The organism is Serratia liquefaciens ATCC 27592 (genome assembly GCF_000422085.1).
GTDB classification, from domain to species: Bacteria; Pseudomonadota; Gammaproteobacteria; order Enterobacterales; family Enterobacteriaceae; genus Serratia; species Serratia liquefaciens.
Genome location: NC_021741.1, coordinates 557935 through 581667 on the forward strand (window position 1 = coordinate 557935; position 23733 = coordinate 581667).

Annotated in this window: 24 protein-coding genes; 18 read left to right on the forward strand and 6 right to left on the reverse strand. The window is 57.0% G+C overall.

Going from position 1 to position 23733, the window contains the following annotated elements:
* The first annotated feature begins 110 nt into the window (after window positions 1-110).
* The 14 genes from M495_RS02595 (at window position 111) to M495_RS02655 (ending at window position 12819) form a co-directional block, all read left to right on the forward strand.
* A complete protein-coding gene (locus M495_RS02595; RefSeq protein WP_020825107.1) occupies window positions 111-548 on the forward strand; it encodes a DNA polymerase III subunit psi in 438 nt (145 codons plus the stop codon).
* The gene (gene rimI / locus M495_RS02600; RefSeq protein ID WP_020825108.1) at window positions 493-936 is read left to right on the forward strand and encodes a ribosomal protein S18-alanine N-acetyltransferase; all 444 of its coding nucleotides are present in this window, start codon (window positions 493-495) and stop codon (window positions 934-936) included. The genes M495_RS02595 and rimI overlap by 56 nt, the downstream gene beginning before the upstream one ends.
* 170 nt (window positions 937-1106) lie before the next feature.
* Entirely contained in the window at window positions 1107-2696 is a 1590-nt protein-coding gene (gene prfC / locus M495_RS02605) for a peptide chain release factor 3 (RefSeq protein WP_020825109.1), read from the forward strand.
* 532 nt (window positions 2697-3228) lie between these two features.
* Complete coding sequence (gene osmY / locus M495_RS02610) at window positions 3229-3843, forward strand: molecular chaperone OsmY (protein ID WP_020825110.1); 615 nt, start codon at window positions 3229-3231, stop codon at window positions 3841-3843.
* 155 nt (window positions 3844-3998) lie between these two features.
* Window positions 3999-4160, forward strand: a complete 162-nt coding sequence (locus tag M495_RS24775) for a DUF1328 domain-containing protein (protein ID WP_004857650.1) — start codon at window positions 3999-4001, stop codon at window positions 4158-4160.
* 58 nt (window positions 4161-4218) lie between these two features.
* Window positions 4219-4404, forward strand: coding sequence for a CsbD family protein (locus M495_RS02615; RefSeq protein ID WP_020825111.1), 186 nt, complete (start codon window positions 4219-4221; stop codon window positions 4402-4404).
* 10 nt (window positions 4405-4414) lie between these two features.
* Window positions 4415-5536 carry a patatin-like phospholipase family protein gene (locus M495_RS02620; protein WP_041414172.1) on the forward strand — a complete coding sequence of 374 codons (1122 nt, stop codon included), beginning with the start codon at window positions 4415-4417 and terminating at the stop codon, window positions 5534-5536.
* Complete coding sequence (locus M495_RS02625) at window positions 5533-6309, forward strand: TatD family hydrolase (RefSeq protein ID WP_020825113.1); 777 nt, start codon at window positions 5533-5535, stop codon at window positions 6307-6309. The genes M495_RS02620 and M495_RS02625 overlap by 4 nt, the downstream gene beginning before the upstream one ends.
* 195 nt (window positions 6310-6504) lie before the next feature.
* Window positions 6505-7782, forward strand: coding sequence for a NupC/NupG family nucleoside CNT transporter (locus M495_RS02630; protein WP_020825114.1), 1278 nt, complete (start codon window positions 6505-6507; stop codon window positions 7780-7782).
* Window positions 7783-8148: 366 nt separating this feature from the next.
* Entirely contained in the window at window positions 8149-8928 is a 780-nt protein-coding gene (gene deoC, locus M495_RS02635) for a deoxyribose-phosphate aldolase (RefSeq protein ID WP_020825115.1), read from the forward strand.
* A 68-nt stretch (window positions 8929-8996) separates the two neighbouring features.
* Entirely contained in the window at window positions 8997-10319 is a 1323-nt protein-coding gene (gene deoA, locus M495_RS02640; RefSeq protein ID WP_020825116.1) for a thymidine phosphorylase, read from the forward strand.
* A gap of 69 nt (window positions 10320-10388) precedes the next feature.
* A complete protein-coding gene (deoB, locus tag M495_RS02645) occupies window positions 10389-11612 on the forward strand; it encodes a phosphopentomutase (protein ID WP_020825117.1) in 1224 nt (407 codons plus the stop codon).
* A gap of 111 nt (window positions 11613-11723) precedes the next feature.
* Window positions 11724-12455 (forward strand): purine-nucleoside phosphorylase, encoded by a 732-nt coding sequence (deoD, locus tag M495_RS02650; protein WP_020825118.1) that lies wholly within the window; start codon window positions 11724-11726, stop codon window positions 12453-12455.
* Window positions 12456-12594: 139 nt separating this feature from the next.
* Window positions 12595-12819, forward strand: a complete 225-nt coding sequence (locus M495_RS02655) for a helix-turn-helix domain-containing protein (RefSeq protein WP_020825119.1) — start codon at window positions 12595-12597, stop codon at window positions 12817-12819.
* Between the two features lie 95 nt (window positions 12820-12914).
* Here the strand turns inward: M495_RS02655 and M495_RS02660 are convergent, their stop codons facing one another.
* A complete protein-coding gene (locus M495_RS02660; RefSeq protein ID WP_020825121.1) occupies window positions 12915-13601 on the reverse strand; it encodes a YtjB family periplasmic protein in 687 nt (228 codons plus the stop codon).
* 104 nt (window positions 13602-13705) lie between these two features.
* Between M495_RS02660 and serB the strand changes: the two genes are divergently transcribed.
* The 3 genes from serB (at window position 13706) to nadR (ending at window position 17447) form a co-directional block, all read left to right on the forward strand.
* Entirely contained in the window at window positions 13706-14683 is a 978-nt protein-coding gene (gene serB, locus M495_RS02665; protein WP_020825122.1) for a phosphoserine phosphatase, read from the forward strand.
* Window positions 14684-14748: 65 nt separating this feature from the next.
* On the forward strand, window positions 14749-16134 hold the full coding sequence (gene radA / locus M495_RS02670; RefSeq protein WP_020825123.1) for a DNA repair protein RadA: 1386 nt from the start codon (window positions 14749-14751) through the stop codon (window positions 16132-16134).
* A gap of 56 nt (window positions 16135-16190) precedes the next feature.
* Complete coding sequence (nadR, locus tag M495_RS02675; RefSeq protein ID WP_020825124.1) at window positions 16191-17447, forward strand: multifunctional transcriptional regulator/nicotinamide-nucleotide adenylyltransferase/ribosylnicotinamide kinase NadR; 1257 nt, start codon at window positions 16191-16193, stop codon at window positions 17445-17447.
* 33 nt (window positions 17448-17480) lie between these two features.
* Here nadR and M495_RS02680 read toward each other — a convergent pair whose 3' ends face one another.
* Window positions 17481-18482, reverse strand: coding sequence for a zinc-binding alcohol dehydrogenase family protein (locus tag M495_RS02680; protein ID WP_020825125.1), 1002 nt, complete (start codon window positions 18480-18482; stop codon window positions 17481-17483).
* Between the two features lie 98 nt (window positions 18483-18580).
* Here M495_RS02680 and M495_RS02685 point away from each other — a divergent pair, with 98 nt between their 5' ends.
* A complete protein-coding gene (locus M495_RS02685; RefSeq protein WP_020825126.1) occupies window positions 18581-19492 on the forward strand; it encodes a LysR family transcriptional regulator in 912 nt (303 codons plus the stop codon).
* Between the two features lie 30 nt (window positions 19493-19522).
* Here the strand turns inward: M495_RS02685 and ettA are convergent, their stop codons facing one another.
* From ettA to M495_RS02705, 4 genes are all read right to left on the reverse strand, one after another.
* Window positions 19523-21190 carry an energy-dependent translational throttle protein EttA gene (gene ettA / locus M495_RS02690; RefSeq protein ID WP_041414175.1) on the reverse strand — a complete coding sequence of 556 codons (1668 nt, stop codon included), beginning with the start codon at window positions 21188-21190 and terminating at the stop codon, window positions 19523-19525.
* 140 nt (window positions 21191-21330) lie between these two features.
* Window positions 21331-21828 carry an OmpA family protein gene (locus M495_RS02695; RefSeq protein ID WP_020825128.1) on the reverse strand — a complete coding sequence of 166 codons (498 nt, stop codon included), beginning with the start codon at window positions 21826-21828 and terminating at the stop codon, window positions 21331-21333.
* A gap of 35 nt (window positions 21829-21863) precedes the next feature.
* Window positions 21864-23111, reverse strand: a complete 1248-nt coding sequence (locus M495_RS02700; RefSeq protein ID WP_020825129.1) for a diguanylate cyclase domain-containing protein — start codon at window positions 23109-23111, stop codon at window positions 21864-21866.
* Window positions 23108-23722, reverse strand: coding sequence for a YfiR family protein (locus M495_RS02705; protein ID WP_020825130.1), 615 nt, complete (start codon window positions 23720-23722; stop codon window positions 23108-23110). Before M495_RS02705 ends, M495_RS02700 begins: the two co-directional genes overlap by 4 nt.
* Window positions 23723-23733: the final 11 nt, after the last annotated feature.

The following is a 23733-nucleotide window of genomic DNA, read 5'->3' on the forward strand; positions in this document are numbered from 1 at the left end:
AGCCTGAAAGATGAAGGGGATGTTGGCGCAGTCCGCGCGGGTTTGTTAGCATAGCGCGGCGCATGGCAGGCATGGCGCACCACAACGGGTAGATCCTGACAGGAATCGGCATGGCATCAAAACGCGACTGGCTGTTACAACAACTGGGTATTACGCAGTGGACATTGCGCCGCCCGGGCGTGTTGCAGGGCGAAGTAGCGGTCAGCCTGCCGCCCGAAGTGCGTTTGCTGATCGTGGCGCAGGCACTGCCTGAGCATAACGATCCGCTGTTTTGCGACGTGTTGCGCAGCCTGGGGTTGACCCCGGCGCAAACCTACGGCCTGACGCCGGATCAGGTGGCGATGCTGCCTGAAGATACCGAATGCAACAGTTGGCGGTTGGGCGTTGCGGAGCCGCTCGCGGTGGCCGGCGCACAGCTACACAGCCCGGCGCTGGCCGAGCTTTCTCTCGATGCGGGTGCCAAACGCGCACTCTGGCAGCAGATTTGTCATCATGAACAGTATTTCTACCCTGACCGCGGCCGATCTGGCCACGGCCTTCAAGATTGAGCAAGCCAGTCACGCCTTTCCCTGGACGCAAGCCACCTTTTCCAGCAATCAGGGCGATCGTTATCTTAACCTGAAACTGGACGCCGACGGGCAGATGGCGGGTTTTGCCATTACCCAGATCGTGCTGGATGAGGCCACGCTGTTCAACATCGCCATTCACCCCGACTGGCAGCGTCGCGGCTTTGGCCGTCAATTGCTGGAAGCCTTGATTGCACAGTTGGAAACCCGCGGTGTGGTTACTTTGTGGCTGGAAGTGCGCGCCTCCAACCGTGCGGCGATTGCGTTGTATGAAGATCTCGGCTTTAACGAAGTGACCGTCCGCCGTAATTACTATCCGAGCGCCAATGGGCGTGAAGACGCCATCGTCATGGCGCTGCCGCTGGCTTAGCCGGTGTCTTGGTTTTAACTTCTTCCCGCCGGGAAAAGCATTGATTGTCACCGGTTGACAAATCAGCGAAAATGCCCGGCTATTATCTTTTATTTACCGCTTTGCCTGGCGCCGTGCGCGGCGCGTTCTGATGCTTTCGCAGGGCGGACTAACTGTAGAATCTGAAAAACATGTCTCCTAGTGAATTTGCCCGCGAAGTCTCGAAAAGAAGAACTTTCGCCATCATCTCGCACCCCGATGCCGGTAAAACCACCATTACCGAAAAGGTGTTGCTGTTCGGACAGGCGATCCAAACCGCCGGTACGGTAAAAGGCCGTGGCTCAAACCAGCACGCCAAATCCGACTGGATGGAAATGGAAAAGCAACGTGGTATCTCAATCACCACCTCGGTGATGCAGTTCCCGTATCGCGAATGCCTGGTTAACCTGCTGGATACCCCAGGGCACGAAGACTTCTCCGAAGATACTTATCGTACCCTGACCGCCGTCGACTGCTGCCTGATGGTGATCGACGCCGCGAAAGGGGTTGAAGATCGTACCCGTAAGCTGATGGAAGTAACCCGTCTGCGCGATACGCCGATCCTGACCTTTATGAACAAATTGGACCGCGATATCCGCGATCCGATGGAAGTGATGGACGAAGTCGAGCGTGAGTTGAAAATTGCCTGCTCGCCTATCACCTGGCCTATCGGCTGCGGCAAGCTGTTTAAAGGGGTTTATCATCTGTACAAGGATGAAACCTACCTCTACCAGACCGGTAAAGGCCACACCATTCAGGAAGTACGCATTGTCAAAGGCCTGGATAACCCAGAGCTGGACGCCGCGGTGGGCGAAGATCTGGCCGCGCAGCTGCGTGAAGAGCTGGAGCTGGTGCAAGGCGCTTCGCACGAGTTCGACCATGAAGCCTTCCTGAGCGGCGATTTGACCCCGGTCTTCTTCGGTACCGCGCTGGGTAACTTCGGCGTGGATCATATGCTCGACGGTCTGGTCGCCTGGGCGCCGGCGCCGATGCCGCGCGATAGCAACACCCGTAAAGTGGTGGCTGCGGAAGAGAAATTCACCGGTTTCGTGTTCAAGATCCAGGCCAATATGGATCCAAAACACCGCGACCGCGTGGCCTTTATGCGCGTGGTGTCTGGCCGTTACGAAAAAGGCATGAAGCTGCGCCAGGTACGTACCGGTAAAGATGTGGTGATCTCCGACGCGCTGACCTTTATGGCGGGCGACCGTTCGCACGTGGAAGAAGCCTATCCGGGCGATATCATTGGCCTGCATAACCACGGCACCATTCAGATCGGCGATACCTTCACCCAGGGTGAAGACATGAAGTTCACCGGTATCCCGAACTTCGCACCGGAGCTGTTCCGCCGTATTCGTCTGCGCGATCCGTTGAAGCAAAAACAGCTGCTGAAGGGTCTGGTTCAGCTGTCCGAAGAAGGGGCGGTACAGGTCTTCCGTCCAATCGCCAACAACGACTTGATCGTGGGCGCGGTGGGTGTGCTGCAGTTCGACGTGGTAGTTGCGCGTCTGAAAAGCGAATACAACGTCGAAGCCTTGTACGAGTCGGTCAACGTCTCTACGGCGCGCTGGGTGGAATGCAGCGACGTGAAGAAATTCGAGGAGTTCAAGCGTAAGAACGAGCTTAACCTGGCGTTGGACGGCGGCGACAACCTGTCTTACATCGCGCCTACCATGGTTAACCTGAATCTGACGCAGGAACGCTATCCGGAAGTGGTGTTCCGCAAAACGCGCGAGCACTAACAGATCAGCAGGGCGCCTTAGGGCGCCCTGTGTTATATTGCGTCTCCCCATTCTGCTAATTAATAAATCTCCTTCACCAGTTTCGTCTCCCCCGCATCCGCCAGCATTTACCCGGTCTTTCCTGTTTTTTCTGTCATATGGTCTATATTTAATAGGGCATCATTTAGCCAGTAAGCGTAATTCACTATTTTTTGCCACGATAATAGCGAGTTATTCGGTAGTGTTGCCAATAAGAGACAGTGTGATGTTATTAATATCAATAACATAGCTATAACCTTGATTTAACGGACGGGTGTTGTCGTCAATAGGCGACAGTTTTTAGTTCGATTATTAATCAACTTTTATTTTGTTATTGATTTTTAATGATTTTTTAAAGTTGGCACAGCCGTTGCAATATTCCTGGTGTGGCAACAATCGTCTTAGCGTGAATGTTTGAACGTATAGAAATCGTGAAGTATTCACTGAGTGAGTCGCGTTATGGCGACTGAAGGGTCCGCAATCATTTTGGATCCATAACCAAAGGAAGAGATCGATGAAAAATACTAAATTTGCACAATCACTGATGGCTGTTGTTTTGGGTTCCGTTCTGGTTAGTGGCAGCGCGCTGGCTGAAGATACGCTGCTCAACAAAGCGTCGAGTGCCGCTGATAGCGCGGGTGCCAAAATCGATAGCTCCATGAAAAAAGTTGACGGCTACATGGATGACAGCGCAACAACGGCTAAAGTTAAAAGTGCGCTGGTGGATGACAAAACCATTACCAGCAGCGATATCTCGGTGAAAACGGAAAAAGGTACCGTCACCCTGAGCGGTTTTGTCGGCAGCCAGGCGCAGGCCGAGCATGCGGTTGAAGTGGCCGGTAAAGTGGAAGGCGTCAAATCCGTCAGCGACAAGCTGCACGTGAAAGACGAAAGCAAACAGTCCGTGAAGGCTTATGCCGGTGACACCGCGACCACCAGTGAACTGAAAGCCAAACTGCTGGCCGATGACATCGTGCCTTCACGCAACGTGAAAGTGGAAACCACTGATGGTGTGGTGCAGCTTTCCGGTGAAGTGAAAACTCAGGCCCAGTCTGAGCGTGCAGAAAGCATCGCCAAAGCGATCGACGGCGTGAAAAGCGTTAAAAACGACCTGGTAGTTAAGCCGTAAGTTTTAGTACGAGCAACAATAAGCACCAAATCCTGGGTTGGCTGAAAGGTTAACCCAGGAAGCACCATCAAAAAAAGAAACTGACCGGCAACCTGGATGAGCCTGAAAAGGGCACAGGTTGCGATGTGTTTTTTCACTATGGTAAGGAGAAGCTTATGTTTCGTTGGGGCATTATCTTTTTAGTCATCGCACTGATTGCTGCTGCGTTAGGTTTCGGCTCTCTGGCGGGTACCGCCGCTTGGGCTGCGAAAATCGTCTTCGTCGTGGGGATCATTCTGTTCCTGGTCAGCCTGTTTACCGGCCGCCGACGTCCTTAGCTTTTCTCTCAAAGTGTAACAAAGCTTAATTCCTTTTCTCACCCCAGGGAGGTCAGTCATGAATAGCGACATCATCCTCGGACGCTGGAAACAGTTGAAGGGCCGGGTGTGTCAGGCATTGGCGGAGTGGTCCGACAATGACTGCATCTGGCTGATGGGAAGCAATGACTGCCTCTCTGGCATACTGCAAGAGGATTACGGAAGAGAGCAAGACGAGGTATCCTCGGGTAAAACGTCTCACTGAGGATGCAGGGTTGGGATACAGAATACCCATCACGCTCGGCAATATAGAACCGCTGGCGTATAAACCTTACCGGCCCGGCAAAATGGCGCTGGTATGTGAAGGGGGCGGGCAGCGCGGCATTTTTACCGCCGGCGTGCTGGACGAGTTTCAGCGTGCCCGCTTTAATCCTTTTGATCTGATGATCGGCACTTCTGCCGGCGCGCAAAATCTCTCGGCCTTTATTTGTGGCCAGATGGGCTATGCGCGACGGGTGATCACCCGTTACACCACCTCCGCTGAATTCTTTAACCCGCTGCGCTTCGTGCGTGGCGGGCATTTGATCGATCTCGACTGGTTGATCGACACCACGTCGCAACAGCTGCCGCTGGCAATGGACGTGGCGGAAAAACACCTGATCGATGGCCGTGAATTCCTGATGTGCGCCTGCCGCAGCGATGACTTTGAACCCACTTACCTGCCAGCGCAGCGTGCCAGTTGGTTGCCGGCGATCAAGGCATCCAGCGCCATTCCGGGTTTTTACCGTATGGGCGTGGATTTGGACGGCGTCAGCTATCAGGACGGTGGCATCAGCGATGCGATCCCAGTCGAAGAGGCCTATCGTCGTGGCGCGGACACCATCGTGGTGATTCGTACCGTGCCTTCGCAGATGTATTACACCCCGCAGTGGATGAAGCGCATGGAGCACTGGCTGAGCGAAAGCAGCCTGCAGCAGATGGTGCGCATCCTTCAACACCACGAACAAAGCTATCACCGCATTCAGCAATTCATTGAGAAGCCGCCCGGCAAGCTGCGCATCTTTGAAATTTTCCCGCCGAAGCCGCTGGCCAGCAATGCCTTGGGCAGCCGGCTGACCTCGCTCAATCAGGACTATCATCTGGGGCGCCGCTGCGGCCGCTATTTCCTGGCGACCGTCGGGCACTGGCTGGTCGAGCAGGACAAACTGGACGGTATGAAGGTGAAAAAGGCGCTGTCGCGCCGTTTGATCCAGCCTGAGAATGTCGTTATGCCTTCGCCGATCATCACCGACGTGGCACACCCGCGCGAACTTTCCACGCAGCCGGAGCCCAATCTGGCCGCGAGAGAAATTATTCTGCCGGGTGACGTACCCCCGGGTGAAGGGGGGTTGCTGTGACCCCAGATTTCACCGATACCCACTGCCACTTCGATTTCCCGCCGTTCAGCGGACAGGAGCTTGAAAGCCTGGCGTTGGCCGAACGGGCGGGCGTAAGGCGTATTATCGTGCCGACGGTGACTGCCGACCGCTTTGCGCGGGTGGTAAAACTGGCGCGCGACTATCCGCCGTTGTTCGCAGCCCTCGGGCTGCACCCGCTGTATATTGCCCAGCATCAGGAAGCGGAGCTTGAACAGTTGGCGGGTTTTCTGGCCAGCCGACCTCGGAAGCTGGTGGCGGTGGGGGAGATTGGTCTGGATCTGTATATGGAGAACCCGCAGTTCGAACGGCAACAGCGGCTATTGAAGGCCCAGTTGAAACTGGCTAAAGAACACGACCTGCCGGTGATCCTGCATTCCCGCCGCAGCCACGATCAGCTGGCGGCGATGCTGCGTCGTAGTGAAGTGCCACGTCGTGGCGTCGTACATGGTTTTGCCGGTAGCCTGTCGCAGGCGCAGGCGTTTATACGCCTGGGCTATTACATTGGCGTGGGGGGCACCATCAGCTATGAGCGGGCGCAGAAAACCCGTAGCGTGATGGCTCAATTGCCGTTGACCTCCTTGCTGTTGGAAACCGATGCGCCGGACATGCCGCTGGCCGGTTACCAGGGGCAGCCCAACCGCCCTGAACGTGCCGCCGAAGTTTTCCAGGAACTGTGCCGCTTGCGCCCCGAGTCAGCCGAGGATATTGCCGCCCAGTTGCAACACAACACTCACGCCCTGTTTACCCTTTAGGTGTCTAACCCGCCATAACTGTGATGATGCTCACGTTATAAGATTTTCATTTGCTTCCTGTTGTATGCATTTGTGACATAAATCGGTACGAGGGGTACCTCGCTCCGTATAATCGCTCCCCGAAATTACTCTAAAGCAACCCCGTGTTCCTCTCTGACAGGGATGCATTTCTTTTTCGCAACAGGGATACTTTGCATGCAACTCATCATGAGCCTGGTTGGCATGGCGGTGCTGATCGCCATTGCGGTGCTGCTCTCCAGCAACCGCCGCGCGATTAACCTGCGCACCGTTATTTGGGCATTTGTTCTTCAGGTCGCCATCGGCGCGCTGGTGCTGTACGTTCCAGTTGGTCGCGCGATTCTCGGCGGCATGTCGGCGGGCGTAGCTAACGTGATCGCCTACGGCAACCAGGGGATCTCCTTCATCTTCGGTGGCCTGGTTTCCGACAAGATGTTTGAAGTCTTCGGCGGCGGCGGTTTTGTGTTCGCGCTGCGCGTACTGCCGGTGATCGTGTTCTTCTCCTCGCTGATTGCGGTGCTGTATTACCTCGGTATCATGCAATTGGTGATCCGCGTGTTGGGCGGTGGCTTGCAAAAGCTGCTGGGTACCTCACGGACCGAATCACTGTCGGCGACCGCTAATATTTTCGTCGGCCAAACCGAGGCCCCGCTGGTGGTGCGCCCGTATATCGCTACCATGACCCAGTCTGAGCTGTTTACCGTGATGTGCGGTGGCCTGGCCTCGGTAGCCGGTTCCGTATTGGCAGGTTATGCCCAGATGGGGGTGCCGCTGGAATATCTGATCGCCGCTTCATTTATGGCTGCTCCGGGTGGCTTGCTGTTCGCCAAGCTGATGGTGCCGGAAACCGAAAAAACCCACGATAAAGACGACGCGATGAAATTGATCGCAGAAGATGAACGCCCGGCCAACGTGATCGATGCGGCAGCTTCAGGTGCGGCTTCCGGCATGCAGCTGGCGCTGAACGTCGGCGCGATGCTGTTGGCGTTTATCGCGTTGATCGCTTTGCTGAACGGCATTCTTGGCGGTATCGGCGGCTGGTTCGATTATCCGCAGCTGTCGCTGGAACTGATACTTGGCTGGGTATTCTCACCGATCGCCTTCCTGATCGGCGTGCCTTGGCATGAAGCGATGGCGGCCGGCTCGTTTATTGGCCAGAAGATTATCGTTAACGAATTCGTCGCCTACATGAACTTCGGTGCTTACCTGCGTCCGGACGACGTGGTGGCGGCAGAAGGGCTGCAGGTGCTGTCGGCGCACACCAAGGCGATCATCTCCTTTGCGCTGTGCGGCTTTGCCAACCTGTCGTCGGTGGCGATCTTGCTCGGCGGTCTGGGCAGTATGGCGCCGAACCGTCGTCATGACATCGCGCGCTTCGGCCTGAAAGCCGTGGCTGCGGGTACGCTCTCCAACCTGATGAGTGCGACCATCGCCGGGTTCTTCCTGGCGCTGTAATCCCGGTCCTGTCCTGTGATAGCGCCGCGAGCCCTATTGCAGGACACCGCCTATACTCTAAGACGGGCGCAACGTGCCGTGCCCGCGTCCGTTTCTTTAGCGAATTTGTGAACGATATCGCGTTATTTTGTGATGTTCTTCACATATAATTCCGGCCTGTTACAGTGTTATTTCATATAGTGTGACCCTGAGCGCGAATTGCCCCCGGCGATCGTGTTCAAATAGCTATTACTGACCCTGCGCGATGCGAAGGGTTATGTGCGGTGAGAAGGATCTCAGTTGCCGCGGTGGGAACCCGTTCCCCAGCGCTATCTTCAAGGAACCAAGTCCGCTCGCCAACACCCAGGTACTCAGTTGGAGAGTTTTATGACCGAATTAACCGCAGCAGCGCAACGTGCGCTGACCTTAATGGATTTGACCACGCTGAACGACGATGACACCGATGAAAAAGTGATCGCGCTGTGTCGTCAGGCCAATAGCCCGGCCGGCCATACGGCGGCCATCTGTATTTACCCGCGTTTTATCCCGGTGGCGCGCAAGGCTCTGCGTGAGCAGGGGACGCCGGACATCCGCATTGCGACCGTCACCAATTTCCCGCATGGCAACGACGATATTGAAATCGCGCTGGCGGAAACGCGCGCGGCTATCGCCTATGGCGCCGATGAGGTGGACGTGGTGTTCCCTTACCGCGCGCTGATCGCCGGTAACGAGCAGGTGGGTTTTGAACTGGTCAAACAGTGCAAGCAGGCTTGCCAGGCCGCCAACGTGCTGTTGAAAGTGATCATTGAAACCGGTGAGCTCAAGCAGGCCAGCCTGATCCGTAAAGCATCGGAAATCGCCATCAACGCCGGCGCTGACTTTATCAAAACCTCTACCGGTAAAGTGCCGGTCAACGCAACGCTCGAAAGCGCGGAGCTGATGATGTCGGTGATCCGCGATCTTGGCGTTGCCAAAACGGTGGGCTTCAAGCCGGCCGGTGGCGTACGCACAGCGGAAGACGCGCTGCATTATCTGCAACTTGCCGATCGTATTCTGGGCGAAGGTTGGGCCGATGCGCGTCATTTCCGCTTCGGGGCTTCCAGTCTGTTAGCCAGCCTGCTGACGACGCTGGGCCACAGTGCCGGGCAGTCCGGCAGCGGTTACTGAACGATTACGTCGGCAAGGCGAGATAATCGCCGGCCTGCACTCTACTCTAGCTAAAACAGGGGGACGCTTTGTTCCTGGCCCAAGAAATTATCCGTAAGAAACGTGACGGTCAGCCGTTGAACGAAGCAGAAATTCGCTTTTTCATCAATGGCATCCGTGACAACGTCGTTTCAGAAGGTCAAATTGCCGCGCTGGCGATGACCATTTATTTCCACGATATGACCATGCCGGAGCGCGTGGCGCTGACCATGGCAATGCGTGATTCCGGTACCGTGCTGGACTGGAAAAGCCTGTCACTGAACGGGCCACTGGTCGACAAGCACTCCACCGGCGGCGTGGGCGATGTCACTTCGCTGATGCTGGGCCCGATGGTGGCGGCTTGCGGCGGCTATGTGCCGATGATCTCCGGCCGTGGTTTGGGCCATACCGGCGGTACGCTGGACAAGCTGGAAGCGATCCCGGGCTTTAATATCTTCCCGGACGACAATGCCTTCCGCAAAATTATTCAGGACGTGGGCGTGGCGATTATCGGCCAAACCAGCTCGCTGGCACCGGCGGACAAACGCTTCTACGCGACCCGTGATATCACTGCTACCGTAGATTCCATTCCGCTGATCACCGCCTCTATTCTGGCGAAGAAGCTGGCGGAAGGCCTGGATGCGTTGGTGATGGACGTCAAAGTCGGTTCCGGTGCCTTTATGCCAACCTACGCACTGTCGGCCGATTTGGCGCAGGCGATTGTTGGCGTAGCCAACGGCGCCGGGTGCAAAACCACCGCGCTGTTGACCGACATGAACCAGGTGCTGGCCTCCAGCGCCGGTAACGCCGTGGAAGTTCGCGAAGCCGTGCGCTTCCTGACCGGCGAATACCGCAACCCGCGCCTGCTGGAAGTGACGATGGCGCTGTGCGTGGAAATGCTGCTTTCCGGTGGCCTGGCGAAAGATGATGCCGATGCGCGTGCCAAACTGCAGGCAGTGCTGGACAATGGTAAAGCGGCAGAAGTGTTTGGCCGTATGGTCGCCGCACAGCAGGGCCCGACCGATTTCGTCGAGCGCTACGACAGCTATCTGCCTGCCGCAACCCTCAGCAAGCCGGTTTACGCTGAGAAAAAAGGTATCATCAGTGCAATGGATACCCGTGCACTGGGCATGGCGGTGGTGTCCCTGGGCGGCGGTCGTCGCCGTGCAACCGACAGCATCGACTACAGCGTGGGCCTGACTGAGATGGCGCGCCTGGGCGACAAAGTGGATACCCAGCAGCCGCTGGCGGTGATCCATGCCAACGACGAAGAGACTTGGCAGCAGGCGGCCGAAGCGGTACGCAGTGCGATGGTGCTGAGCGACAAAGCGCCGGAAGTGACGCCAGTAGTCTACAAGCGCATCACGGAATAATTAACGAATCAGGAGCGGCAGCGGCCTTTTCGCTGTCGCCCACAGCGTGAGAACACGCAGGAGAGCATGATGAAACGTACATTTATTATGGTATTAGACTCATTCGGTATTGGCGCGAGCGAAGATGCCGAGCGTTTTGGCGACAAGGGTTCCGACACTCTGGGTCACATCGCCGAGGTCTGCGCGCGCGGTGAAGCCAACGTTGGCCGTCAGGGCCCGTTGACGCTGCCTAACCTGAGCCGTCTGGGCCTGGGCAAGGCCGCGGAAGAATCCACCGGCACCTTCCCGCAAGGGCTGGATCGCAATGCGGACATCATCGGCGCCTATGCTTACGCCAGCGAACTCTCTTCCGGTAAAGATACGCCGTCAGGCCACTGGGAAATCGCCGGCGTGCCGGTACTGTTCGATTGGGGCTATTTCAGCGACGAACACAACAGCTTCCCGCAGGAGCTGCTGGACAAGCTGGTCGAGCGCGCTAACCTGCCGGGCTACCTCGGTAACTGCCACTCATCCGGCACTGTGATCCTCGACCAACTGGGCGAAGAGCACATGAAAACCGGCAAGCCGATTTTCTATACCTCTGCCGACTCGGTATTCCAGATCGCCTGCCACGAAGAGACCTTCGGCCTGGATCGTCTGTATGAACTCTGTGAAATCGCCCGTGAAGAGCTGACCGAAGGCGGTTACAACATTGGCCGCGTGATCGCTCGTCCATTCCTGGGCGACAAGCCGGGCAACTTCCAGCGTACCGGTAACCGTCACGATCTGGCCGTAGAGCCACCGGCGCCAACCGTGCTGAAAAAGCTGGTGGACGAGAAGGGCGGCGAAGTGGTGTCGATCGGTAAAATTGCCGATATCTACGCCAACGTGGGCATCACCAAAAAGGTCAAGGCTACCGGCATCGACGCGCTGTTCGACGCAACCGTGACCGAAATGGAAAAAGCCGGTGACAACACTATCGTGTTCACCAACTTCGTTGATTTTGACTCCTCTTACGGCCACCGCCGCGACGTTGCGGGCTATGCCGCTGCGCTGGAGCTGTTCGACCGCCGTCTGCCGGAGCTGCTGAAACTGGTGAAAGATGAAGATATCATTATCTTCACCGCTGACCACGGCTGCGACCCGACCTGGCCGGGCACCGACCACACCCGTGAGCACATTCCGGTCCTGATTTACGGTCCGAAAGTGAAACCGGGTTCGTTGGGCCACCGTGAAACCTTCGCCGACATCGGCCAGACCGTAGCCAGCTACTTTGGCGTGTCACCGATGGATTACGGTAAATCCATGCTCTAAGCCCCGTATTTCAAGCCGCAGCGTTGTTGCTACGCGCCTGGCTGCAACTCGAAATTCAAGGCTTAGATGTTTGATGTTTTTATTAAATATGATTTCTGAAGGAAGATAATTATGGCTACGCCGCACATTAATGCTGAAATGGGTGATTTCGCTGACGTAGTACTGATGCCGGGCGATCCGCTGCGTGCAAAATACATCGCGGAAACTTTCCTGGAAGGCGCGGTGGAAGTGAACAACGTGCGTGGCATGCTGGGCTTCACCGGTACCTACAAGGGCCGCAGAATCTCCGTAATGGGCCACGGTATGGGTATCCCATCCTGCTCCATCTATGCGCGTGAACTGATTGCCGAATTCGGCGTGAAGAAAATCATCCGTGTGGGTTCTTGCGGCGCGGTGCGTGACGATATCAAACTGCGTGACGTGGTGATTGGTATGGGTGCTTGCACCGATTCCAAAGTAAACCGTCTGCGTTTCAAGGATCACGACTACGCGGCAATCGCCGACTTCGATATGGTGCGTAATGCCGTAGACGCGGCAGCAGCGCAGGGTATCCCGGCGCGTGTGGGCAACATCTTCTCCGCTGATCTGTTCTATACGCCGGATCCGGATATGTTCCAGGTGATGAAGAAGTACGGCATCCTGGGCGTGGAAATGGAAGCGGCCGGTATCTACGGCGTGGCGGCTGAGCTGTTCGAAGAGTTCGGTTCCAAGGCACTGACCATTTGTACCGTCTCCGACCACATTCTGCGTCATGAAGCGACCACCGCTGCAGAGCGTCAAACCACCTTTAATGAAATGATCATTATCGCGCTGGAATCTGTGCTGCTGGGCGACAAAGCCTAATCATACTGCGGGCGCAGCGTTCTGCTGCGCCCCTGTCAATCTATTCATCGTGCTCCCCTCATTTTCTTGAAATGCTTTACCTTATAGGTAATTAGCGCTATTACTCTATTCATCAATCTATTCACTCCTCTATTCATCTATGATCAGCCTCGAGCAAGTTCTGCGTAAGGGGCCCGCCGCGTCGAAAGCACTCACTGATGCGCTGGGTATTAGCCAACCGACGCTGTCGCGCCGTATCCGTGTACTGGCGGAAGCGGTACTGGCTATGGGTAAAGGCCGAGCCACTCGCTATGCCTTGCGCAGGGCCGTGGCGGAGGAGACGTATTTTCCACTCTATCAGGTGGATGAGCAGGGCACAGCATGAGTTGATCAGCGAGGCGTTCCGTAGTCTTGCCGACCAGATGTTGATGCAGGTTCAAGGGTTGAATGAACACATCCAGCGCATGGCTTAAAGCAAGCCTAGGGCATCTTCTCTTCTTTCTTATCTTCCGGCTTTTCGTCATCGTCATCTTCCACCGTATTGCCTTCCTCCAACGGCGTATTGGCGGTTAACAGGTACGGGGACTGCTGCCAGCGGCTGCGGCGGTGCTGCAACAGCGTACGGGCCAGGATGATGCCGATGGCCAGCGCCAGCAAAATCATCAGGCGCAGCAGGTTGGTGGTGTTATCCACCTGTTTGGATTCGGTCGCCAGCACGTGGGTGTCCAGCGTGATGCGGATAAAGCCGATCGGCCCGTCTTTGTTCTCAATGGGTTCAACCAGCTGATGATTGAAGTAGCTGCCGGCGCGTTTACCGTCAAGCGACAGGCGATCGCGTATACTTATCTGCTCACCGGCGTGGGAAACCAGGGTGCCGTCCAACTGATAGACGCTGGCGTCCAAAATGCGGCTGTGGTCGGTGAGCTGTTTGAGGATGGCGTCGATGCGTTGGTTGTCGACGTCGCTGTCGTCATCCATCAGGGGGGCCAGGCTGGATGCCACCTGTTTGGTCAGCGTTTGCGCCAGTTCTTCCACCTGTTCGGATCGCGCCAATTGGTGACTCAGGCTAAAATAGGAAGCGCCCTGCATCAACAGCACCAGCAAAGCCAGGCAAATCAGGATAATAGCGGTGCGGTGCAGGCGGAATTTCAGTTTAGCGCGGGCCATGCAGGTTCCTTGGGCATCTTGGACACTTTATGTTGCCAGAAGCAATGGCGATAGGATAGCTTGATGCGTCGTTTTATCATGCAGTGTTTTTTCAGGAGTTAAGGATGTCGAATAGTCTGACCTATTGCGATCTCCCGGCTGAGATCTCTCAATGGCCGGGTCTTCCCCTTTCGCTGAGCGGTGACGAAGTGATGCCGCTGGATTATCGGGCGGGTCATACCGGTTGGCTATTATATGGCAGAGAACTGAACAAAACGCGCATTACCGATTTCCAGCGCAAGCTGGGCGCGGCGATGGTGATCGTCACCGCCTGGTGCGTAGAGGATTATCAGGTGGTGCGTCTGGCGGGCACGCTGACGGCACGCGCCAAAACGCTGGCGGCGGAGAGCGGGCTGGACGTGGCGCCGCTGGGCAAGATCCCCCACCTGCGCACCCCCGGGTTGCTGGTGATGGATATGGACTCCACCGCGATTGAAATTGAATGCATCGACGAGATTGCCAAACTGGCGGGCGTCGGTGAGCAGGTGTCGGAAGTGACCGAACGCGCAATGCGCGGCGAGCTGGACTTTACCGCCAGCCTGCGTCAGCGCGTCGGTACGCTGAAAGGCGCCGATGCCAATATCCTCAAGCAGGTGCGTGATGAGCTGCCGCTGATGTCCGGGCTGACCAACCTGGTGCGCAAGCTGCAGGCGATGGACTGGCACGTGGCGATTGCCTCCGGCGGCTTCACCTACTATGCCGAGTATCTGCGTGACAGACTGAAGCTGGTGGCGGTGGTGGCTAACGAGCTGGAGATCCGCGACGGCAAGCTGACCGGCGAGGTGCTGGGACCGGTGGTGGACGCGCAGTTCAAAGCCGATACGCTGGTAGCGCTGGCGGAAAAACTGGGTATTCCACCGCAGCAAACTGTCGCCATCGGCGACGGCGCCAACGATTTGAAAATGATGCAGGTTGCCGGGTTGGGCATTGCCTATCACGCCAAACCGAAAGTGTATGAGAAGGCGCAGGTGTCGATTCGCCATGCCGATCTTATGGGCGTGCTGTGCGTGTTGACCGGCAGCCTGAAACACGAAGTACGCTAAAGTAGGCCCCTGACCCGGCGATGACGCCCGTCAGCGGCAATGTGGTAATAAAGCAGAGGTAATACGTGGCAAAAGCAGCAAAACGGGCGTTTGTATGTAATGAGTGCGGCGCAGATTATCCGCGCTGGCAGGGGCAGTGCAGCGCTTGCCACGCCTGGAACAGCATTACAGAAGTGCGTCTGGCTGCCGTGTCTTCCTCTTCTCGCAACGAGCGTCTGAGCGGCTACGCCGGCGATGCCGGTATCAGCAAGGTACAAAAGCTGTCGGACATCAGCCTGGAAGAGCTGCCGCGTTTTTCCACCGGTTTCCTGGAGTTTGATCGCGTGCTGGGCGGCGGGGTGGTTCCGGGCAGTGCGATCCTGATCGGCGGTAACCCCGGCGCAGGTAAAAGTACCTTGCTGCTGCAGGTGCTGTGCAAACTGTCCGAGCAGATGAAAACCCTGTACGTCACCGGTGAGGAGTCACTGCAGCAGGTCGCGATGCGCGCCCATCGTCTCGGCTTGCCAACCGGCGGCCTGAATATGCTGTCGGAAACCAGCATCGAACAGATCTGCCTGATCGCCGAGCAGGAACAGCCGAAGCTGATGGTGATCGACTCCATTCAGGTGATGCACATGGCGGATATTCAATCTTCGCCGGGTAGCGTTGCGCAGGTACGTGAAACGGCGGCTTATCTGACGCGTTTCGCCAAGACGCGCGGCGTGGCGATTGTCATGGTCGGTCACGTCACCAAAGACGGTTCCCTGGCCGGGCCGAAAGTATTGGAACACTGCATCGACTGTTCGGTGCTGCTGGACGGCGACGCCGATTCACGTTTTCGTACCCTGCGCAGCCATAAAAACCGCTTTGGTGCGGTGAATGAGCTGGGCGTGTTCGCCATGACCGAGCAGGGCCTGCGTGAGGTCAGCAACCCGTCTGCCATCTTCCTCAGCCGTGGCGATGAGGTCACCTCCGGCAGTTCGGTGATGGTGGTTTGGGAAGGTACGCGGCCGTTGCTGGTGGAAATTCAGGCGCTGGTGGATCATTCCATGATGTCTAACCCGCGGCGAGTGGCGGTCGGCCTGGAGCAAAACCGATTGGCGATCCTGTTGGCGGTGCTGCATCGGCATGGCGGATTGCAGATGTCCGATCAGGACGTGTTCGTTAACGTGGTCGGTGGGGTGAAGGTCAGTGAAACCAGCGCCGATTTGGCGTTGCTGATGTCGTTGGTGTCCAGCCTGCGTGACCGCCCATTGCCGAACGATTTGGTGGTGTTTGGCGAAGTGGGGCTGGCGGGGGAGATCCGTCCGGTACCGAGCGGTCAGGAACGGATTTCCGAAGCGGCGAAACACGGCTTCAAGCGTGCCATCGTGCCGCACGCTAACGTGCCGAAAAAACCGCCGGCCAATATGCAGGTGTTTGGCGTGAAGAAACTGGCGGATGCGCTGGACGTGTTGGAACAGTTTTATTAATTGCCACGCGGTACGCAGATTATGCTATTTTGTTTAGCATACTAAACGGAGGGGCTATGCGGCAATTCGATTACCTGAAGGCGTCGATTAAGCAAAAGAACTGCACTCTGCAGCAGGTGGCGGATGCCAGTGGCATGACCAAAGGCTATCTTAGCCAGCTGTTAAACGACAAAATCAAAAGCCCTAGCGCCCAGAAGCTGGAGGCGCTGCACCGTTACCTCGGGCTTGAGTTCCCACGCCGTGAGAAAAAGGTCGGCGTGGTGTTTGGTAAATTTTACCCTCTGCACACCGGTCATATTTACCTGATCCAGCGAGCCTGTAGCCAGGTGGATGAGTTGCACGTGATCCTGTGTCACGATGAACCGCGCGATCGGGAGCTGTTCGACAACAGCTCGATGTCGCAACAGCCGACGGTCAGCGATCGTCTGCGCTGGCTGCTGCAAACCTTCAAGTATCAGAAAAACATTCATATTCACTCGTTTGACGAACAGGGTATCGAGCCCTATCCGCACGGCTGGAACGTGTGGAGTGACGGGGTGAAAGCTTTTCTGGAGCAAAAGGCCATAGTGCCGAGCTTTATCTATTCCAGTGAAGCACAGGATGCTCCGCGCTATCGCGAACATCTGGGCATTGAAACCATTCTGATCGATCCCGAACGTTCATTTATGAACATCAGCGGCCGCCAAATCCGCCAGGATCCGTTCCGCTATTGGGACTATATCCCGACCGAAGTGAAGCCGTTTTTTGTACGCACCGTAGCTATCCTCGGCGGCGAGTCGAGCGGGAAATCGACCCTGGTCAATAAGCTGGCGAACATCTTCAACACCACCAGCGCCTGGGAATATGGCCGCGACTACGTGTTCTCGCACCTCGGCGGGGATGAGATGGCGCTACAGTATTCCGACTATGACAAAATCGCCCTGGGCCAGGCGCAGTACGTTGATTTTGCGGTGAAATATGCCAATAAAGTGGCGTTTATCGATACCGACTTCGTGACCACTCAGGCGTTCTGCAAAAAGTACGAAGGACGCGAGCACCCCTTTGTACAGGCGTTGATCGACGAGTACCGCTTTGATCTGGTGATCCTGTTGGAGAACAACACCCCATGGGTGGCGGATGGGTTGCGCAGCCTGGGCAATCCGAACGATCGCAAGGCATTTCAGTATTTGCTGGAAGAGATGCTGCGGGCCAACAACATTGAATACGTACACGTAGAGTCCAGCGATTACGACGAGCGTTTCCTGCGCTGTGTAGAACTGGTCAAACAGCTGTTGGCGGCCGATGCCAGCCGCCTGGTTGGCGTTGCAGTCTAAGCCTGCGGGGCGCAGGCTGCGCCCCGTCGGTCATCAGTAAACAATCACCAGTTTTCCCTGCATATGTCCGTCGAGCAGTTTTTGATGCGCGGCGGTCAGCGTCGGCACCGTTAGCCCGTGCATCGTTTCGCTCAGGGTGGTGCTCAGCTTCCCTTCATCCAGCAGTTGCGCCACTTGCTTGAGGATCTCGCCCTGCTGAGCGATATCCGGCGTGTTGAACATACTGCGGGTAAACATCAATTCCCAGTGCAGCGCGGCGCTTTTCAGCTTCAGTGCGCTCTGGTCCAACGGCTGGGCGTTTTCCACGATGGTGCAGATATGGCCCATCGGCGCGATCAGATCGGAGATGGCTTGCCAGTGGCCGTCGGTATCGTTCAGGCACAGAATATAATCCACGTTCTCAATGCCCTGTTGCGCTAGGTTAACTTTCAGATCGCGGTAGTCCACCACCAGATCGGCACCCCGTTCCAGACACCAGGCCGCCGACTCGGGACGAGAGGCGGTCGCAATCACCTTCACCTGGCTGCGCTGTGCCGCAAACGGGATCGCCAGCGAACCAACACCACCGGCGCCGCCAATGATCAACAGAGTTTTCCCCGGAGCCGCATCCTGAATTTTCAGATGTTCGAACAGTGCTTCCCAGGCAGTCAGGGCAGTCAGCGGCATGGCGGCAGACTCGGCCCAGTTCAGGCTGCGAGGCTTGTGGGCAGTAATACGTGAATCGATCAATTGTAGGGTGCTGTTGCTGCCCGGGCGAGTGATATCACCGGCGTACCAAACCTCATCGCCGGGTTTGAAGCCGCTGACGCTGCTGCCCACTTCAACCACGACGCCGCTGGCGTCCCAACCGAGAATGCGTGGCTGCTGCAGGCCGCTTTTTTGCAGGCCGGCATGGACCTTGGTATCCACCGGGTTGACCGACACCGCTTTCACTTCCACCAACAGATCGTACTGACCCGGCGTGGGTTTTTCCGGGATGATCTCTATGAAGGCGGCGGGGTTTTTCGGGTCTACGGCAATGGCTTTAATCGGCATGACTGTGCTCCTTTCGAATGAATAACCTCAGTGTAGACCTCTTGAGAGGGAGTGATAAGATGGACAATAACTAACTAAGTGTTCGTATGAGGTGAACAATGAGGTTTAAGCAGCTGCAGGATATGGCGCTGTTTGCACTGGTGGCCGAGTGCGGCAGTTTTACCGCCGCCGCCAAACGCGCCGCTTTGCCGAAGTCCAGCGTCAGCCAGCGCATCAGCCAGTTGGAACAGACGTTGGGCCTGCGCTTGCTGAACCGTACCACCCGCCAGCTCAACCTGACCTTTGCCGGCGAACGCTATCTGGAACACTGCCAGGAGATGCTGAATGCTGCCGAACGCGCCGATTTTGCGCTGCAACGGCTGCGTGACAACCCGAGTGGTCGGTTGCGCATCTCAACCCCTGCCGGGCTGGGGGCGACGTTGCTGGCGCGGCTGGCGGCGGATTTTCAGCGCCAATACCCGGACGTGTCACTGGAGGTGTCGGTATCCGATGCGATGGTGGATATGGTGCAGGACGGATTTGACGCCGCATTACGCACCGGCAAACCGCAGGACTCCTCGCTGATTGGCCGGCGTTTGGGGCATGCGCCGCGCTATTTGCTGGCATCGTCGGCATATCTGGCGCAGTACCCGCCGATCCTGCATCCGCAACAGTTGCAGCAGCACCGCTGCATCGCGCATCGTTCCTGGCCCGCATGGAATCTGCGCCGGGGCGATGAGTATTTTCGCTGGCAACTGCCGACGCTGCATATCACCGATAATCTGCTGTACGCGCGCGAATGTGCGATTTACGGCGCGGGTATTACTTTGTTGCCGGCATTTCTCAGCCGCGAGGTAGTGGCGCAAAAACAGCTGGTGGAGGTGTTGCCGGAATGGCAGGCGGAAGGCAATGAACTCTATCTGGTTTATCCCAGTCGCAAGCTCAATTCCCCGGCGCTGGCCTGTTTTATTGACGTGGTGTTGCAACACCCGGTATTTGACGATTATGCCCGCGAGCTGGCGCGGGAATAAAAAAAGGCGCCGCATGCGGCGCCTTTCGGATTACTTGGCGATTCTCTTGTACTTGATACGATGCGGCTCAAGCGCTTCGGCGCCCAGCGTACGTTTCTTGTACTCTTCGTATTCGGTGAAGTTACCTTCGAAGAACTCGACGTTACCTTCATCCTGGTAATCCAGAATGTGGGTAGCAATACGGTCGAGGAACCAACGGTCGTGCGAGATAACCATCGCGCAGCCCGGGAACTCCAACAGGGCGTTTTCCAGCGCGCGCAGGGTTTCAATATCCAGGTCGTTGGTCGGTTCGTCGAGCAGCAGTACGTTGCCGCCAACCTGCAGCAGCTTGGCCAGGTGCAGACGACCGCGCTCACCGCCGGACAGTTCGCCCACGCGCTTGCCCTGATCGACGCCTTTGAAGTTAAAGCGACCGACGTAAGCACGGCTTGGCATTTCGGTGTTGCCGATACGCATGATGTCCTGGCCGCCGGAGACTTCTTCCCAAACGGTTTTTGAATTGTCCATGCTGTCACGGAACTGATCGACCGAGGCCAGCTTGACGGTGTCGCCCAGCACGATGCTGCCGGAATCAGGCTGTTCCTGACCGGACATCATGCGGAACAGCGTGGATTTACCGGCGCCGTTCGGGCCGATAATGCCGACAATCGCGCCTTTCGGCACGGCGAAGGAGAGATCGTCAATCAGCACGCGGTCGCCGTAGGACTTACGCAGGTTGCTGACTTCAACCACTTTATCGCCCAGGCGTGCGCCAGGTGGAATAAAGAGTTCGTTGGTTTCGTTACGCTTTTGGTATTCGGTGCTGTTCAGCTCTTCAAAGCGGGCCAAACGCGCCTTGCCTTTGGACTGACGGCCTTTAGCGCCCTGACGAACCCACTCCAGTTCTTTCTCGATGGATTTGCGGCGTGCGGCTTCGGAAGAGGCTTCCTGCGCCAGACGTGCGTCTTTCTGCTCCAGCCAGGAAGAGTAGTTGCCTTCCCACGGGATGCCTTCGCCGCGGTCCAGCTCGAGGATCCAGCCGGCCACGTTGTCGAGGAAGTAACGGTCGTGGGTGATCGCCACAACGGTCCCTTCGAAGTCGTGCAGGAAGCGTTCCAGCCAGGCCACGGATTCCGCATCCAGGTGGTTGGTCGGTTCGTCCAGCAGCAGCATGTCCGGTTTTTCCAGCAGCAGGCGGCACAGCGCGACACGGCGACGTTCACCACCGGACAGGTTGGCGATTTTTGCGTCCCATTCCGGCAGGCGCAACGCATCGGCGGCGCGCTCAAGCTGGGTATTCAGGTTGTGGCCATCATGGGCCTGAATGATTTCTTCCAGACGGCCCTGTTCAGCGGCCAGCTTGTCGAAGTCCGCGCCTTCTTCAGCGTACAGCGCGTACACTTCATCAAGACGTTTCAGGGCACCGACCACTTCCGCCAGCGCTTCTTCGACCGACTCGCGGACGGTGTGCTCCAGATTCAGCTGCGGCTCCTGAGGCAGGTAGCCGATTTTGATCCCTTGCTGCGGGCGAGCTTCACCTTCGATATCGGTGTCGATGCCGGCCATGATGCGCAACAGAGTGGATTTACCCGAGCCGTTCAGACCCAGCACGCCGATTTTGGCGCCAGGGAAGAAGCTCAGTGAGATGTTTTTCAGAATATGACGCTTCGGCGGAACCACTTTGCCGACGCGGTGCATGGTATAGACGTATTGAGCCACGGTGCTCTAGCCTCTCTATATCAGTTTTTATAGGATGTCTGGCTGCGGAGTGTAGCCCGTTTCGAAAGCGGATCCCAGACATCACTCAGCGATCGCTAAGTATAACCGGTTATGCGCCCGTGAAGGCGCATATTGGTCGCTTAAGGAGTGACGACGATCGCGACGCGGCGGTTTTCCGCCCGGCCGCTGGAGGTGCGGTTATCGGCGACCGGGTCGCGTTTACCCATGCCGCGAGTTTCGATGTTAGCGCGTGGGATGCCTACGCTGGCCAGCAGGTCGGCCACCGCATTGGCGCGGCGCAGCGAGAGCTGGTCGTTATAGCTGTCTTCACCGTAATTATCCGTGTGACCGTCCAGACGGAATTTGGTGATGCCGACGCTCATCAGTGCACGGCCCATTTTCTGTACCGTGTCGGTGCTTTCCGGGTTCAGCTTGCCCACGTTGTTGCCGAACAGCACCTTGTCGGACAGGCCAAATTCCCAGCCGTTATCCGTCAGTTTGAACCCTTGCGACTGCAACAGTGCAATCTGCTCGGGCGTCAGGCCCTGCGGCTTGCTCTGACAGCCGGCGAGCGCCAGCAGGGCGATAAACATCATCGTCAGCAGTGAAAAACGGTTTTTTAGTGTTTGCTGTATCATAATCAAATCCCTAGTTTAATTTTATAGCCGGGGCTTTATTTCTGTATTGCCAGCCGCCAGCCTCCGTTATAACGATGCTTGGCCTGGTACATCGCATCGTCAGCTTCGTGCAAGAGCCCCTGAGGCGTCACCGCATGTTCAGGGTAAAGTGCAATACCGATACTCAAAGAGGAAATGACCTCTTCGCCGTTCGGTAAAATTACCGGTTGGGTCATGCAGTCGATAATATTATCGGCAATCTGCAGTACATCTTCCGTAGTGTGGACCGGTGCCAACAGTACGGCGAACTCATCACCTCCTAAACGTGCAACCAGGTCGCTCTCGCGTAACTGCGCGCGGATACGCCCGGCAATGGTGGTCAGCACTACGTCGCCGGCGGCGTGGCCGTAGCTGTCGTTAACTTCCTTGAAGCGATCGCCGTCGATAAACAGCACCGCCAGTTTTTCGGGTGACTCGATGTCTCCCAGCGCGCGACTCAGTCGGCCTTCGAAGAAAGCGCGGTTTGGCAAGCCGGTCAGGCTGTCGTGGGTCGCCCGGTGGGTCAGCGAGTCATTCTCCTGTTTCAGGTGCGCCTGCCAGGCTTCCAGTTCGTCAAGCAGGCCATTAAAGTCGCTGCTCAGCTCATGCAGTTCGGCAATCGGTGCCGAAGGTACCCGCAGCCCAAAGGCGCGATCGCGCCGTACCGCATGCGCCACGTTAGCGATATCGTCCAGCGAGCGGACGATCCCCTGCAACATGCGGCGCGACAATACCAGCGCACACAGGGTACTGAGCACCAGACAGGCGATCATGCCTACCATACCGCGTAGCAAAAAACGCAGCAGGCTGCCGCCGTGGCCGCTTAGCCACACTTTGCCGACCTCTTTGCCTTCGTGAGTGATCGGCAGGATCACCGGTTGTGGCAACGCCCAGTGCGCCACGACTTGCTCCATGCCGTGCAGTGGGCCATCCTTGGGATGGTGCCAGGTCGCAAGCACTTTGCCGTTGTTGTTCAGAATTCTGGCTTCCGACACTTCCTCTTTAGAGGCGATCAGCACCAGGGCTTCGCGGGCGGCGGCACGGTCTTCGAACACCACGGCGGCTTCAACGGTATAGCTGATGGAGCGCGCGATCAGATGCAGGTTATGGTTGGCATAGGCGCGCAGTGCAAACAGCGCCACCAGGGTCAGGAAGATCCCCGCAGTACCCACGGCAATCAGCGCCAGCCCAAGGTGTACTCTTTGCAGTACCCGGCCCAGCGTAGGGCGTGACTGACCCGAACGGTTCTTGCGCAACCACTTCATAGCGGGGGCGCCTGTTTGCGTGCCAACTGCAACACGTTGGGGTGAACGCGCACGCCGCTACGTGCCAGCGCATCGAGATTGGCTTTAAAACTCGCGGTATCCCCTTCGATTTGCAGGCAGAATGCGCTGCCGGCCGAGCATTCAACATCGTTTTCGCTGATGCTGAGAATGGAGTGGCCGCTGATACGCTGTATAAAATTCTGCTTCTGACCGGCGTTAACATTGCCCAAATAAATAACATCGCAGCCGGTGCTCAGCAGCGGACTGTCAAAGGATACGCGTTCGGCCTTAATGGGCCGCGGAGCACTAAGCAGGATCGGATCGAACAGGCCTTCGGCATACTGGGTGGGTGCCGTCACACACAGTCGGATCGGATTGGGTTCGCTGGGCCAGCGGGCATAGCTGATAATGCCTACCACCACGGTGGTGACGGCATGGATGCGATTTTGATAAGGATCACCGGTTTCGGGGCGGGCTGAACCGGGAAAGGCCAGCAGGGTGAGCAGCACCAGCGACAACAGGCGGCCGTAGTCCAGACGTGCGCAAATGAAACTCGCAAGAGAATTTTTTGCGCAGGTCGCTAACCACGCGGCATTATTTGCCATCTTCATCTGCCATTCCT